Source organism: Paraburkholderia aspalathi (genome assembly GCF_905220735.1).
In the GTDB taxonomy this organism is placed as follows: domain Bacteria; phylum Pseudomonadota; class Gammaproteobacteria; order Burkholderiales; family Burkholderiaceae; genus Paraburkholderia; species Paraburkholderia aspalathi.
Genome location: NZ_CAJNBA010000001.1, coordinates 1535314 through 1548245 on the forward strand (window position 1 = coordinate 1535314; position 12932 = coordinate 1548245).

Genomic DNA, 12932 nt, shown 5'->3' on the forward strand with positions numbered 1-12932 from the left:
AATCATCCCGGCCAGAACATGCCGGCCGCAGCGAGCCCCATTGCTGCGGTAGCGATCCAGCCGAGCCAGCGCAACCAGCCGGTCACGACGAACTGGCCCATCACCTTGGGGCTGGCCGCCATCACCATCACGAGCACCATGATCGGAACGGCTGCGACGCCATTGATTACCGCGCTCCAATACAGCGCTTTGATCGGGTCGAGCCGCATGAATGTGAGCGCAATACCACCGAGAATCGCCACCGCGACCACGCCATAAAACTGCTTCGCCAGACTTACCTGCAACGCCAGACTGTTGCGCCATTTCATCGTGCCCGCAGCCGCGTAGGCGGCCGAACCCGCCAGCACCGGCAACGCCAGCAGACCCGTGCCAATAATGCCGAGGCTAAACAGCGCAAACGCCAGGTTGCCGGCAATCGGCTTAAGCGCACTGGCGGCATCGGCGGTGGTTTTTACTTCGATGTGATGCGCGTGTAGCGTGGCGGCGGCAGTAAGCATGATGAAAAACGCCACGCCGTTCGAAACGGCCATGCCGACCCACGTGTCCATGTTGATTCGCTTCAGTTGTGCGGCCGCCTGCATCGGTGCGCGCAAAAGCGATTGCTGCGCGGGATTCGAGCGGATCTCCTCGACTTCCTGCGATGCCTGCCAGAAGAAGAGATACGGGCTGATGGTCGTCCCGAGTACCGCAACCACGGTCGTCAGATAACCGCCGGACAGTTGAACCGGCGGTTTCACGATGCTCAGTCCGACTGCTTTCCAATCAATCGGAATCACGAAGATGATGGCGACGTAAGCGAACAACGTGAGTGTCAGCCATTTCAGAATGCTCGCGTAGCGTTCGTAGGGAATGAATACCTGCATCAGCAGGGAGGCCGTGCCGAACAACGCGACGTAGAGTTGGACCGGGCCGCCGATCACCAGTTTTGCGGCGGCGCCCATTGCCGCGAGATCGGCCGCGATATTGATGGTGTTCGCCGCGAGCAGCACCAGTACCGCGAGATACAAAAGCGGAGCGGGGTAGTGGCGGCGCAAATTGGTTGCGAGTCCGCTGCCCGTCACCCGTCCCATGCGGGCACTGACAAGTTGTATCGACACCATCAGCGGGTAGGTGATCAGCAACGTCCATAGCAATCCAAAGCCGAATTGCGCGCCGGCCTGCGAATAGGTGGCGATGCCGCTCGGATCGTCGTCCGCGGCGCCGGTAATCAGGCCGGGACCGAGCCTCTTCATCCAGGAGCGTTCGGCGATATCTTCGACGGCAAGTTCCGGTTCCAGGTTTTCAGTAGTCATGGCATCCGCCTGCGAAAGGAACCGTATTGAGTCGCTTGCAAAGCGCGCGTGCGCGCCGGGGCGACCCTACGTGCCGCTCGTCAGGAAGTAGCATTCTCTGTGCCACGGACTCTGCCGCTCAACTGCCTTTGCGTCTGTGATTGCCCAGCATCGGCGGTCAACGGCCTGCAACATGTCATCCGCTACAATGACACGCATTACCCACCTGGAGACTCGCTTTGAAATCTATTGTTGCTTTGGTCGCCGCGGCTGTTCTTTCTTCGACGGCGATGGCCGCTTCCACCACTGAGAAACTGCCTTCCGGCGTCATCGTTGAACATCTTACGCAGGGCACGGGCGCCCAGCCTGCCGCAGACGATGTCGTCAAGGTCAACTATCGCGGCACGCTCGCAAACGGCACCGAGTTCGATAGCTCGGCGAAGCATGGCGGTCCGGCAACCTTCCCGCTCAATCGCGTGATTCCGTGCTGGACGCAAGGCGTGCAAAAGATGAAGGTCGGCGAAAAGGCCAAGCTGACCTGCCCGTCGGCCACGGCCTATGGCGAGCGCGGAGTCGGTCCGATTCCCCCGAATAGCGACCTGACGTTTGAAGTCGAACTCGTAGGTATCGTCAAGTAATACCGCGCGAAGTGCGCTGAGACTGAACCCCGCTCCGGAGATCGAAGCGGGGTTTTTCTTTTTCAGGGCACTGCATTTGCCCACTGAAATCTATCTGTGATAAAAACCGCGCCGCTCTCGCGGTGATCTAACCTGACGTATTCACGATCAACGGGATTTCCTGAAAGGAAAGAAGTTCTCGCTTCGGTCGGCGGGCGTGGCGTATGTGTTCCCCTAAAAGTAGTGGCATTCTTTTTTTAAGTCCTGTTGCACTCGGTCGTTTACCCTCTGCGCGTGCGGCAACACTGCAATCGCCGCTTTGCGCATTCCGGAATATCTAGCCGTCATTCGTCGCGCCTCAGGAGCGTTTTCCATGAATATCGACTTTCACTACGGGGTGGTCTATATCGTCGCCCGTATCGGCGGGATGGCGCCCGCCGAGGCGCTCACGGTGGCCCATGCCTGCCAGTATGTCGACGACGCGACCACTTCAGGAATACTGCGTTTTGCCGGCGGCGAGACATTCGAGCGCTTTGCTACGGCGCACAAGCTATTCGATTACACCAATACGGAAGACGACCAGAATCGTCTGGTGTGGACGCCATTTCATTTTCTGCCTGCCGGCGAGGGGGAGACGCTCGAAGAGAAGGCGGTGTGCCGGCCGGATAGCGCAGTTGCTCGCGAGGTGGTGCGCCGGGCGATCCGGCAGCGGGGCACCGATACGGCATTGCACCGCCTGGGTGTGACGCTTCACGCGTACGTCGATACGTGGGCCCACCAGGGCTTCGCCGGTATCGAAAGCCCGATGAATCGCGTTCATATGCTGGAGGCGGAAGATTGCACGAAGGAAAGCTGGCTTGCCCGTCTTACCCGCGCAACCCGGCATCTGGTCGAACACGTCGAGGAAGATGTGCTGACGCTTGCACTGCCTGTCGGTCATGGGGCCGCTTTGCACTATCCCGATCAGCCGTGGGCAAAATGGCATTACACCGACGGTAGAAATGAGCGCGTCGACAGGCACAATCTGCCGGAGTTCATGCAGGCGGCCGAGATGACTTGCCGTGCGGTGCGCGGCTATGTCGCGGGACGGGAAGATTTTGAATCCCAGCCAGGCCTGCCGGAAGATGTCAAAACCGCACTCACGAAGCTTCTCGACACCAATCGGAATCTGGACGACAACAAGCGCCTGCAGACCATTTGCGAAGCGGTGAAAACCGATGTCATTCCAGGCCTGTCGGAGTCGGTTCCGGACTATGTGGCCAAGGGGCTCGGCTCCTGGAAATATAAGGCCACCGGTTTGCAGTCCGACGACGATAGCGGGGACCGCCCCCGGTGGAGCGACATCTTTGAGAAAAGTGATTACCGGCGCTTTCACGACGCCGTCAAAGAGCACCGTTTTGTGATTACGCAGGAGATTCTGCCGGCTCACGGATTGCGGATCGCCTGAAAAGAGGGCGCTTTTGCGCGTTATTTCAATAGCCGCCCCAGCGGCCGCATTCATGCCATTCGTGCTCGCGCCATTGCGCGCGACGCCATTCATGTTCACACCATTCGCGGCGTTCGCGCCGCTCGCGTGCGCATCAATCATAGATGAAACAGCGCTGCGAGATTGGTAACGTGGGCTTACCGGCAAAAAAATGAACTGCCGCCCTTTGAATCTCCGGATGCTTGCCTATAGTAGAAGCGGCTATTGCCGCATTGCACGGCGGCCGGCTTCTTTTGACATGGGTGACGGGGAAACAGAAATGACGCCATCGAATGCTGCAATCTATCAGGCCCAGGCTTGCACGCCGGATTCATTACGAACGCTTGCCACCTATCTCGAACTGGCGCTCGACGAGGGAGAAAGCGTGGTTCTGATGCGGATCGGCACGCAGGTGCGCAGTATCTATGTCGGCAATCCGTCCGGCACGTTGGAGGATTTGACTGATCACGGTGTAGTGGCCGCCTTCCAGGCCGACGAGATGCTTGCATTGACGCAGTTGGGACTCAACCGGATAACTGCCGACGATCAGCAGTACCGGTTCATGCGCAGTGTGAGGTATATCGCTGACCGCCAGGTTGTCGTTTTTACTCCTATTTGAGTGACTGGCCGGCAATTGGAAAGGTTAAGGAATGCGGTTATCGAGTAGTGAGCTCGAAAGGTTCGTACTCCACGGGATGCATTCCCGTGTAAACCTGATGCCTTTATAGTTGCATAGATCTGCCTTTCTCGCGCTATTCATGGCATAGTTCGATCGATTACCACATAAGGAGCAATCAAATGCCCACGTTAGAGCAAATCCAAGCAAAGCTTAAGAAGCTCCAGGCGCAAGCTGACGTCCTTATTGCCAGGAAAGCACAAGTTGCGGTCGACCAGATTCGCGAGCTGATGCTCAAGCACGGTCTCACTACCGCAGATATCGAAGCAAAGGCAAAGGCGAGACGCGCCGCGCGCGGCTTGAATGGCCATGCTGCAGGTGGCAAAGCAAAAGCCGCTGGCGCAGGTAAGTCGCTGCCGAAGTACCGCGACCATAAAACGGGCGCGACATGGACAGGTCACGGGCGTGCACCGGCCTGGATTGCCGCCGTGAAAGACCGGACTCAATTCCTGATTGAAGGCGCAAGCGAACTGAAGTCCGCGGCAAAGGCAGCGGTTACTCAGGCCAAAGGCAAAAGTAAAGGTCAGCCTAAAGGCGCACAGCCGCCCAAGTACCTCAATCCGAAAACTGGAGCGACCTGGAGTGGACGCGGGCCGGCGCCGGCATGGCTCGCCACGGTCAAGGACCGCACCAAATTTCTGATCGATGGCGCCTCGGCTGCCAGCAATGTCGCCGCAAAAAAAGTCGTGACGGCGAAAAAGGCAGTGGCGAAGAAAGGTACCGCGGCCACTAAGAAAGCTGCGGCAAAGAAAAGCACGGCTAAGCCCGCTGCAAAGAAAGCCGCGGTAAAGAAGGCTGCTGTGAAGAAAACGGCAACGGCCAGGAAAGCGCCAGGCCGCAAAGCGGGTGGTAGAGGCAAAGCCGGCGCGACGAGCGCCGCCGCAGCGCCGCAAACCTCGTCAGTGCAAGCCGGCGCGTGAGCGCAACGGAGTCGCGAAGTAGATGACCAGCATGCTCGAAGTACCCCAGCAGGAGGACCATGTCGTCCTGCTGGATTCCGTTCCTCACCCGGCAGCCGACGCCGCCGAACCATTCATTGTCGCCAGCGACCGCCGGGTGATTCTGGCTTATCCGATTGCTGAATCCGACTTCGAACGATTCGGACCATTCGATTCCGACGATGATCCATTTTGCACGGTGCTATTTCCCGACGCCGTGTTTCATCGTCTTGGGCCGCCCGGTGACGGCGATCTCGAGATACATCCACTCGCGTCGCAAGGACTCAGTGGGTACTCGGTTCACGAAGTCATGAATTCGTCGTTGGCCGCTGAGATTTCGGCCGTTACGTCGCCTGGTCCTTTGCAACGCCATTTCGTCATCACATTTCAGGGTGCGACGTTCGAATGCGTGGCGTCGGACTATACGGTGGTCGGCGTGTATGGCGCGGGTGAGATCGCCTGGCGGGAAGCCTTCTCGCTGGTCCGCTAATCTTCCTGGCGGTTATTGCCGCTTGTTGCTGCTTGTTGGCGTTCATTGCCGCTGGGTGACGCGACCTCTTTCCAGTCTGTCCCATCGCCTGAACGCTCGCCTCGCGCAGCGTTCGGGCGTTCCAATGCCTGCCCCTCCAGTCAATCGGCACACTATGTAGCAAAACACGGTCCTGGCAACGGGCACGCGCAATGCGTCCTGCCCAGGTAGTAAGAACCCGGGCTTAAGGTCCCGGCGTGCCCGCCAAACGGCAAACCACGAACTGCAGGGTGCTTGCCCGCCGCGTCCTGCCGATTAGCATCGAGGCCACGCATGCTGACGATTCCCATTACCGCCTTTGTCACGCTCGTCATCATATTGGTGATTGCCAATCTGTCGAGTGGCGAAAAGAAGATCGAACACAAGATCGAACGGCTTTATACGAGTGACGACCCGCAGTTTCTCCGTTCAATGGGCCTGCTGCTCGGGCCGCCCGTACTGTCCGGAAACCGCTTCGAGATGTTGCTGAACGGCGAACATATCTTTCCGTCGATGCTCGAAGGCATCCGCTCCGCAAGTAAAACCATCACGTTTGAAACCTTCATCTATTGGTCCGGCGAGATAGGCGAGCAGATCGCCCGCGCACTGGCGGACAAAGCACGCGAAGGCGTCGCCGTGCATGTACTGCTCGATTGGGTGGGCTCGTCGAAAATGGATAAGCGTTATCTGAACATGCTTCAAGATGCGGGCGCGGAAGTGATCCAGTATCACAAGCCGCATTGGACCGGTCTCGGGCGAATGAACGATCGCACTCACCGCAAGCTGCTGGTGATTGACGGACACATCGGCTTTACCGGCGGCGTGGGCATTGCACCGGAGTGGACCGGCCACGCACAAGACGAAAAACATTGGCGTGATACCCATTTTCGTGTGGCCGGCCCGGTGGTTGGCCACATGCAGGCTGTGTTCATGGACAACTGGGTTAAAGCGACCGGCAATGTGCTGCATGGGCCCGACTACTTTCCGGAAGTTGAAGGCGTCGGTGACGGCCTCGCGCATATGTTCAGCAGTTCGCCTTCAGGCGGCAGCGATGACATGCAGTTGATGTATCTGATGGCGATCACCGCGGCAACCCGCTCTATTCATCTGGCGAGTGCCTACTTTGTACCGGACAAGCTGACAATCAATGCGATCGTCGAGGCGGCAAAGCGCGGTGTGAAAGTGCAGATCCTCACGCCCGGAAAACGTATCGACGCGCATACCGTGCGCGAGGCGTCGCGTGCCTGTTGGGGCAACTTGCTGCGAGCGGGTGTCGAGATGTTCGAGTATCAGCCGACCATGTTTCATTGCAAGTTGCTGGTGGTGGACGAGTACCTGGTCTCGGTCGGCTCCACCAATTTCGATAGCCGCTCGTTCAAACTCAACGACGAAGCGAACCTGAATATCTACGACCACGACTTCGCGAAGCAGCAAACCGCAACCTTCGCAGACGACATCAAACAGTCGCACCAGGTCACACTCGACGCGTGGCTGCGACGGCCGTTTCCGGAGAAGCTGATCGAGAAGTTCGCGTCGCTGCTGGATACGCAGCTGTGATGCGATGACTGCGCAACGCGCTGCTGTTTCCTTTCAATAACATTTTCCCGCCCATTTCGAACATATGCTCAATGACTTTTTTTTAGCTTTTATTTTTGAAACATGTTAAAAAGCTTTCCGTCATCGTATATTGACATCAAGTCTTCACGCAGTGAGGGCAGAGTGGCAGCAACGAATGGCGTGCGGCAGAGATTGAAGCAACGCATTCGAAATTACATATAAATATATTACGAGGCATCGAACGCTCGATTGAAGCGGACCTGAGTTCAGGCACGCGTCACGAAGAGCCGGCAGGTATCACGTCGAGTGGTACGTGTTTTCGGTGCAGCAGCGGTCGTCGCGGATCGGATTTGCCGGCGTAAAGATACGTCATGGTACGTAAAGGCAAATCGCATGGGCCTGATCCCCGGTAGTACGGCCGCAAGGCGTCCGCGAGCGCGGGCGCGGTATCGGTACGCATTTGCGTTGCGCAAGTGCATGCGAATACGCCATGCCCATCGAAAAACTCCTTGTTCCGCTACCGGCGGGCCTGAAAGTCTACGTTGAACGTCACGTATTCGATCCGGCCTTCGAGAGTGTCATTCTGATCAACGGCGCGCTGGCCACCACGGCGTCGTTCGGACAGACAATCAAATACCTCGGCGAACGCTATAACCCAATTTGTTTCGATTTACCTTATGCGGGTCAATCGAAAACGCATAACGTGTGCGACTTCGTTCTGACAAAAGACGATGAAGTCGACATTCTGTTGCATCTAATAGGCTTATTCGAGCCGAGCTTCCTGCTGTCGGTGTCGTGGGGCGGGGTGGCCTCGCTGCTGGCGCTCTCGCGGGCGCGCACCAGCGTGAGGCGCGCGGTGATTGCGTCGTTCTCGCCGCGGCTCAATGCAGCGATGACAGCATACGTGACCGCAGCACGCGACCACATCGCCGCCGGCGAAAATCTGAAGGCCGCGCAGTTGCTCAACGATACCGTTGGGCAGCATCTGCCGCGCATCATGAAGCTCTATAACTACCGCTACCTCTCTACGCTGCCACGCGATGAGCAGGACCAGGTGGCCTTTCACGTCGACCAGATTCTGGCTATCCGTCCAGAGGACTATCTGCACGAGTTCCGCAACATCGAGTGCGGCCTGAAATTCCTCAACGGCGAGCTCGACGACTACACCACGCCTGAGGACGCCCGCTCGCTTAGCGCGCATCTGAAGCGCGCCGAGTTTCTCACGATCGAGCAGGCCGGGCATTTCCTCGATCTCGAAGGGCGGGCCGCACTGCGCCAGGTTCGGACGGCCATTTTCGATTACTTCGGCGCCGCGCGGATCCAGGCGCCAGCCCGTGGGCTCGATGGTTTCGACACGTTCGCCGCCCGCGCGTCCGCCATGCCGGTGCAACAACCCGCCATCGCGAACGTCGCGTTGCAAGCCACCGCCGATCACTCGTTCCAACAGGTCGAAACACCATGAATATCGCTCAGAGCATCGCTATCGTCGTACCGTGGACGCTGTGGCTGCTGTATTGGATCGCGACGTCGAACCGCGTCAAGGAAACCGCGCGCAAGGAGGCGTCTCTGTCGCGCACGTTGCAGTCGATTCCGTTGATCGGCGGAGGCGCACTGATCATCCTGCCGGACGTCAACACAGCGGCGTTGTCCTTCGATCCGCATGCGATCGGGCCGCTGCAGCTGATGGGCTTGGCCGTGCTGTTAGCTGGCCTTGCGTTTTCCGTTTGGGCGCGGCTGCATCTCGGCACCAACTGGAGCGTCTCGGTCACGCTGAAGGAAGACCACGAGCTGGTGCGCAGCGGACCCTATGGACTGGTTCGTCATCCGATCTATACCGGCTGCCTGCTGGCGCTTCTCGGTGCTGTGCTGATCGGCGCGCAATGGCGTGGCGTGGCTGGGCTAGTGCTGATTTTCGCCTCGCTGACGTACAAGGTCCGGGTCGAGGAGAGTTGGCTGACGGGTCACTTCGGCCGTGCGTATTCGCAGTATCGCCGCGACGTCGCCGCGCTGATTCCCGGTCTCTTCTGAGCGACCTGAATGGCGAAAGTCATCATCACCGCGATCGGCTCGGCGGGCGACGTGCATCCTTTGCTCGGCATCGGCGCGGCATTAGCCGCGCGCGGTCACGAGATTGTCTTCTGCACGCATCCGCCGTTCGCGGAGGCCGCCTCGCGCCAGGGTTTCGCATTCGTTTCGATCGGCACTGCGGCCGAATATGAAGCGGCGATGACGAACCCGGCGCTATGGCATCCACGTACGTCATTCCGCACGCTGTGGGCAGTGATTGCGCCGACGCTGCGTCCGCATTTCGACACGCTGGTTGCGTTGACCGACAGCGACACCGTGCTGGTCGGCACGTTGTGGGCTTTTTCCGCGCGGTTGATGCAGGAGCTGTATCGGGTGCCGTTCGTATCGGTGCAGGTCTCGCCGTCGACGCTGCTCTCCGCGCATGCGCCGCCCACACACCCACGGTTGACCATTCCGCGCGGCTTGCCATTGGCTCTAAAAACGGCGCTGCTGCGACTGATCGAGCGCCACGTACTCGACAAGATCTGCGGCCCCGCATTGAACGCGTTGCGCGTGGAACTGGGGCTCGCACCGGCGCGCCGCATTTTCGGCGAGTGGCTGCATTCGACCGATGGTGTGCTGTGTCTCTTTCCTGACTGGTTCGCGCAAGCTCAGCCGGATTGGCCGTCGCCGTGTTGCCTCAGTGGTTTTCCGCTGTTCAACGACACGGGCGTGCAGGCGCCCGATCCCCAACTCGAAGCCTTTCTCGCCGCGGGCGAGCGGCCGGTGGTTTTCACCGCGGGTTCGACCTTGATCGATCAGGCGCGCTACACGGATGCAGTGAGCGCGGCGCTGGCGGAAAGCGGGCTGCGCGGGATTCTTTTGACGCCGGATGCGCCCGCCGCCCAAACAGATGCGCAGACAGACGCACAGGGCATGCTGCTCAAGCGGCGTTACGTACCGCTGCAAAAGCTGTTGCCGCGCTGCCGGGCGCTGGTGCATCACGGCGGCATCGGCACCGCGGCGCTCGCGTATGCTGCCGGCATTCCGCAAGTGGTGACGCCGTTCGCGCACGATCAGTTCGATAACGCGCAGCGTGTCGTCGTGAGCGGTTGCGGCGTTCGGCTCGATAAGCCACTGGAGCCGCAGGCGCTTGCGCGTGCGTTGAAGCATGTGCTCGGCAGCCCGTCGATTGCGACGCAGTGCGGGCGCGTGCAGGACCGGCTTGCGTCGTTGCCGGATGGCTGCGAGGCGGCCGCACGGTATATCGAAAGTTTCGTGCCCGCCGGCGTGCGCGCGCAAAGCCTCGACCGCGTGTCTATGCCGGCACTTGCAGACAGCGGGCATAGCGCATGAGCGCCGCCACGCCATTGCCGAAGCACGCTGCGTCGGCTGACGAGGCGCACGGCGTCGGCTCCGGCATTGGCCCCGCCGGCGAGCGCAGCACACCCGGCATGCGCGGTGCGCGGCTCGCCTTGCTGACGTTCGCGTTGTCGCTGGCCACGTTTATCGAAGTCCTGGATTCGACGGTAACCAACGTTGCGGTACCGGCGATTTCCGGCGGCCTTGGCGTGTCCAACAGCCAGGGCACGTGGGTGATCAGTTCGTACTCCGTGGCTGCCGCCATCGCCGTGCCTTTGACGGGCTGGCTCTCGAGGCGGGTCGGCGAAACGCGGCTGTTCCTAGGCGCGGTGATCCTTTTCACGTTGACGTCGCTGCTATGCGGCATAGCAGGCGACTTTCATCTTCTGGTTGTATGCCGGGCATTGCAGGGGCTTTTCTCCGGGCCGATGGTGCCGCTCTCCCAAACGATCCTGCTGCGGACCTTCCCGCCGGATAAGCGTGTCGTGGCACTCGCGCTGTGGGCGATGACGGTGCTGCTCGCGCCGATCTTCGGCCCGGTGGTGGGTGGCTGGATCATCGACAACTTTTCGTGGCCGTGGATCTTCCTCATCAATCTGCCGATCGGCATCTTTTCGTTTGCGGTGTGCATGACGCTGCTGCGCCGCGATGCACCCGTCGGCAAGGCGGTGCCGATCGATCTGCCCGGCATTATCTTGCTGGTCGTCGGCGTCGGCTCGCTGCAGACGGTGCTGGATCTCGGTCACGACCGCGGCTGGTTCGATTCGCCGTTGATCCTGACGCTCGCGATCGTCGCCGGCCTGGCGATCGTGTCGCTGTTGATCTGGGAGGCGGGCGAACGGCATCCGGTAATCGATCTGAGCCTGTTCCGCGATCGCACGTTTTCGTTCTGCGTGTTGATCATTTCGCTCGGCATGATGAGCTTCTCGGTAGTCGGCGTGATCTTTCCGCTCTGGCTGCAGGCTGTGATGGGCTACACCGCGTACCAGGCCGGCCTCGCCACCGCACCGCTTGGCGTGCTCGCGCTGGTGTTCTCGATTCTGGTCGGCATTTATGCGGCCCGCTTCGACGCGCGCGTGCTCGCGACTTTCGGCTTTCTCGTGTTCGCGGGCGTGCTGTGGTGGGATGCGCATTTCACGCTGACCATGACCTTCACGCAAATCATCACGCCGGGTCTGATTCAGGGCATCGGCTTGCCGTGCTTCTTCATTCCGTTGACCGCTGCAACGCTCTCGCGCGTGTCCGACGACAAGCTTGCCGCGGCCTCGAGTCTGTCGAATTTTTTGCGCACGCTGTCGGCGGCGTTCGGCACGGCGATGAGCGTCACGCTATGGGATAACCGCGCGCTATATCACTACGACGTCGTCGCGCAGTCCGTGACGAAATCGTCCGGCAATACGCAGCGCTTCGTTCAGGGTCTGCACGGCATGGGCATCGACGGCGCGCGCGAACTCGCCACCTTGCATCACGTCGTGCAGCAACAGGCCTACATGATGGCGACCGGCGACATGTTCTACATGGCAAGCATCACCTGCCTCGTGCTCGCCGCGATGATGTGGCTCACGCGTCCGAAGCGCGGCGCGGCGATGGCTTTAGGTCACTGAGGAACTTCGAATGACGATCCTGGGCGCATTGATCATCCTGTTTCATCCGAGTGAAGAGCAGCTCGCGCGCGCGGTGGCGATGCGTTCGGCGTGCGACCGCCTGCTGGTAGTCGACAACTCGCCGTTGCCGGACGCGCGCGCCGCGATGGTGTTGGGCGAGGCGGGCGTTGCGTTGCTGCATCATGGTAATAGCAACGGCATTGCCGGCGCCTTCAATTGCGGCCTGAGCGCGCTGTTCGACGCAGGCGCGGATGCAGTCGCGCTGTTCGACCAGGATTCCGAGGCGCCAGACGCTTACTTCGCGGTGATGCGCGACCGGTGCACGTCGATGAGTGGCCGGGCATTTTTAGCGGGCCCGCGCATCTTCGATGAAAACGATCAACGCTTCCTGCCCGAACTCGCGACGAGCGGTCTGGCGGTGGAGCGGCTGTCGATACACGCCGACGCCGCGATGCAACGCTGCGCGTTTCTGATTTCGTCCGGCTGTGTGATTTCACGCGAGGCGTTCGCGCGGCTCGGCCGCTTCGATGAAACGCTTTTTATCGACCACGTCGACACCGAATACTGCCTGCGTGCGTTGCTGCGTAATGTACCGGTGTACGTGGTGCCGTCACTTGTACTGCTGCATCGGATCGGCTCACGGCGGCGCCACAAGCTGGGTTCTCTGGAATTGACGACGATGAATCACCCCGGTTTCCGCCGCTATTACAGCGCGCGAAACGCAATGCAGCTTGCGCTGCAGTATGGAATGCGCCTGCCGGTCGCCATCGTACCGAACGTGCTGACGCTCTGGCAAATCGTGCAGATTGCGCTGCTTGAAAAGGACAAGCTGGCCAAGCTCAATGCGATAGCACTGGGTCTATTCGATGGATTCTTCGGACGAATGGGGCCGCTTGAGCGCACGCGTCCGCGACTCGCGGCCAAAGT

The 12932-nt window shown here is 60.1% G+C and carries 10 protein-coding genes and 2 pseudogenes; 11 read left to right on the forward strand and 1 reads right to left on the reverse strand.

All coding sequences use genetic code 11. The features are described from left to right. Window positions 1-2: 2 nt before the first annotated feature. Window positions 3-1292 carry an NRAMP family divalent metal transporter gene (locus KHO30_RS06790; RefSeq protein ID WP_211700383.1) on the reverse strand — a complete coding sequence of 430 codons (1290 nt, stop codon included), beginning with the start codon at window positions 1290-1292 and terminating at the stop codon, window positions 3-5. A 269-nt stretch (window positions 1293-1561) separates the two neighbouring features. Here KHO30_RS06790 and KHO30_RS06795 point away from each other — a divergent pair, with 269 nt between their 5' ends. The 11 genes and pseudogenes from KHO30_RS06795 to KHO30_RS06845 form a co-directional block, all read left to right on the forward strand. Then, window positions 1562-1909 carry an FKBP-type peptidyl-prolyl cis-trans isomerase gene (locus KHO30_RS06795; RefSeq protein WP_233465191.1) on the forward strand — a complete coding sequence of 116 codons (348 nt, stop codon included), beginning with the start codon at window positions 1562-1564 and terminating at the stop codon, window positions 1907-1909. 352 nt (window positions 1910-2261) lie between these two features. Further along, window positions 2262-3335 carry a DUF6765 family protein gene (locus KHO30_RS06800; RefSeq protein ID WP_211700384.1) on the forward strand — a complete coding sequence of 358 codons (1074 nt, stop codon included), beginning with the start codon at window positions 2262-2264 and terminating at the stop codon, window positions 3333-3335. 298 nt (window positions 3336-3633) lie between these two features. Continuing rightward, on the forward strand, window positions 3634-3972 hold the full coding sequence (locus KHO30_RS06805) for a hypothetical protein (protein WP_093634831.1): 339 nt from the start codon (window positions 3634-3636) through the stop codon (window positions 3970-3972). A gap of 179 nt (window positions 3973-4151) precedes the next feature. Further along, window positions 4152-4949 (forward strand): H-NS family nucleoid-associated regulatory protein, encoded by a 798-nt coding sequence (locus KHO30_RS06810; RefSeq protein WP_211700385.1) that lies wholly within the window; start codon window positions 4152-4154, stop codon window positions 4947-4949. Window positions 4950-4971: 22 nt separating this feature from the next. Continuing rightward, window positions 4972-5457: a hypothetical protein gene (locus KHO30_RS06815; RefSeq protein WP_093634829.1), complete on the forward strand. Its 486-nt coding sequence runs from the start codon at window positions 4972-4974 to the stop codon at window positions 5455-5457. Window positions 5458-5769: 312 nt separating this feature from the next. Further along, window positions 5770-7032: a cardiolipin synthase gene (gene cls, locus KHO30_RS06820; protein WP_211700386.1), complete on the forward strand. Its 1263-nt coding sequence runs from the start codon at window positions 5770-5772 to the stop codon at window positions 7030-7032. A 490-nt stretch (window positions 7033-7522) separates the two neighbouring features. Beyond that, window positions 7523-8359: pseudogene (locus KHO30_RS06825) on the forward strand (alpha/beta fold hydrolase); the annotation flags it as partial. 131 nt (window positions 8360-8490) lie between these two features. After that, complete coding sequence (locus KHO30_RS06830) at window positions 8491-9060, forward strand: methyltransferase family protein (RefSeq protein ID WP_211700388.1); 570 nt, start codon at window positions 8491-8493, stop codon at window positions 9058-9060. A 9-nt stretch (window positions 9061-9069) separates the two neighbouring features. Then, window positions 9070-10395, forward strand: a complete 1326-nt coding sequence (locus KHO30_RS06835; protein WP_211700389.1) for a glycosyltransferase — start codon at window positions 9070-9072, stop codon at window positions 10393-10395. Between the two features lie 98 nt (window positions 10396-10493). After that, the gene (locus tag KHO30_RS06840) at window positions 10494-12005 is read left to right on the forward strand and encodes a DHA2 family efflux MFS transporter permease subunit (RefSeq protein WP_244864001.1); all 1512 of its coding nucleotides are present in this window, start codon (window positions 10494-10496) and stop codon (window positions 12003-12005) included. Window positions 12006-12015: 10 nt separating this feature from the next. Beyond that, window positions 12016-12912 (forward strand): annotated as a pseudogene (locus KHO30_RS06845) (glycosyltransferase family 2 protein); the annotation flags it as partial. Between the last annotated feature and the right edge of the window lie 20 nt (window positions 12913-12932).

Excerpts from the sequence above, each read along its gene's own strand:
- KHO30_RS06800 (WP_211700384.1), top strand. The coding sequence starts at position 2,262 with ATGAATATCGACTTTCACTACGGGGTGGTCTATATCGTCGCCCGTATC.
- KHO30_RS06830 (WP_211700388.1), top strand. The coding sequence starts at position 8,491 with ATGAATATCGCTCAGAGCATCGCTATCGTCGTACCGTGGACGCTGTGG.
- KHO30_RS06795 (WP_233465191.1), top strand. The coding sequence starts at position 1,562 with ATGGCCGCTTCCACCACTGAGAAACTGCCTTCCGGCGTCATCGTTGAA.
- KHO30_RS06790 (WP_211700383.1), bottom strand. The coding sequence starts at position 1,292 with ATGACTACTGAAAACCTGGAACCGGAACTTGCCGTCGAAGATATCGCC.
- KHO30_RS06810 (WP_211700385.1), top strand. The coding sequence starts at position 4,152 with ATGCCCACGTTAGAGCAAATCCAAGCAAAGCTTAAGAAGCTCCAGGCG.
- KHO30_RS06840 (WP_244864001.1), top strand. The coding sequence starts at position 10,494 with ATGCGCGGTGCGCGGCTCGCCTTGCTGACGTTCGCGTTGTCGCTGGCC.
- cls (WP_211700386.1), top strand. The coding sequence starts at position 5,770 with ATGCTGACGATTCCCATTACCGCCTTTGTCACGCTCGTCATCATATTG.
- KHO30_RS06815 (WP_093634829.1), top strand. The coding sequence starts at position 4,972 with ATGACCAGCATGCTCGAAGTACCCCAGCAGGAGGACCATGTCGTCCTG.
- KHO30_RS06805 (WP_093634831.1), top strand. The coding sequence starts at position 3,634 with ATGACGCCATCGAATGCTGCAATCTATCAGGCCCAGGCTTGCACGCCG.
- KHO30_RS06835 (WP_211700389.1), top strand. The coding sequence starts at position 9,070 with ATGGCGAAAGTCATCATCACCGCGATCGGCTCGGCGGGCGACGTGCAT.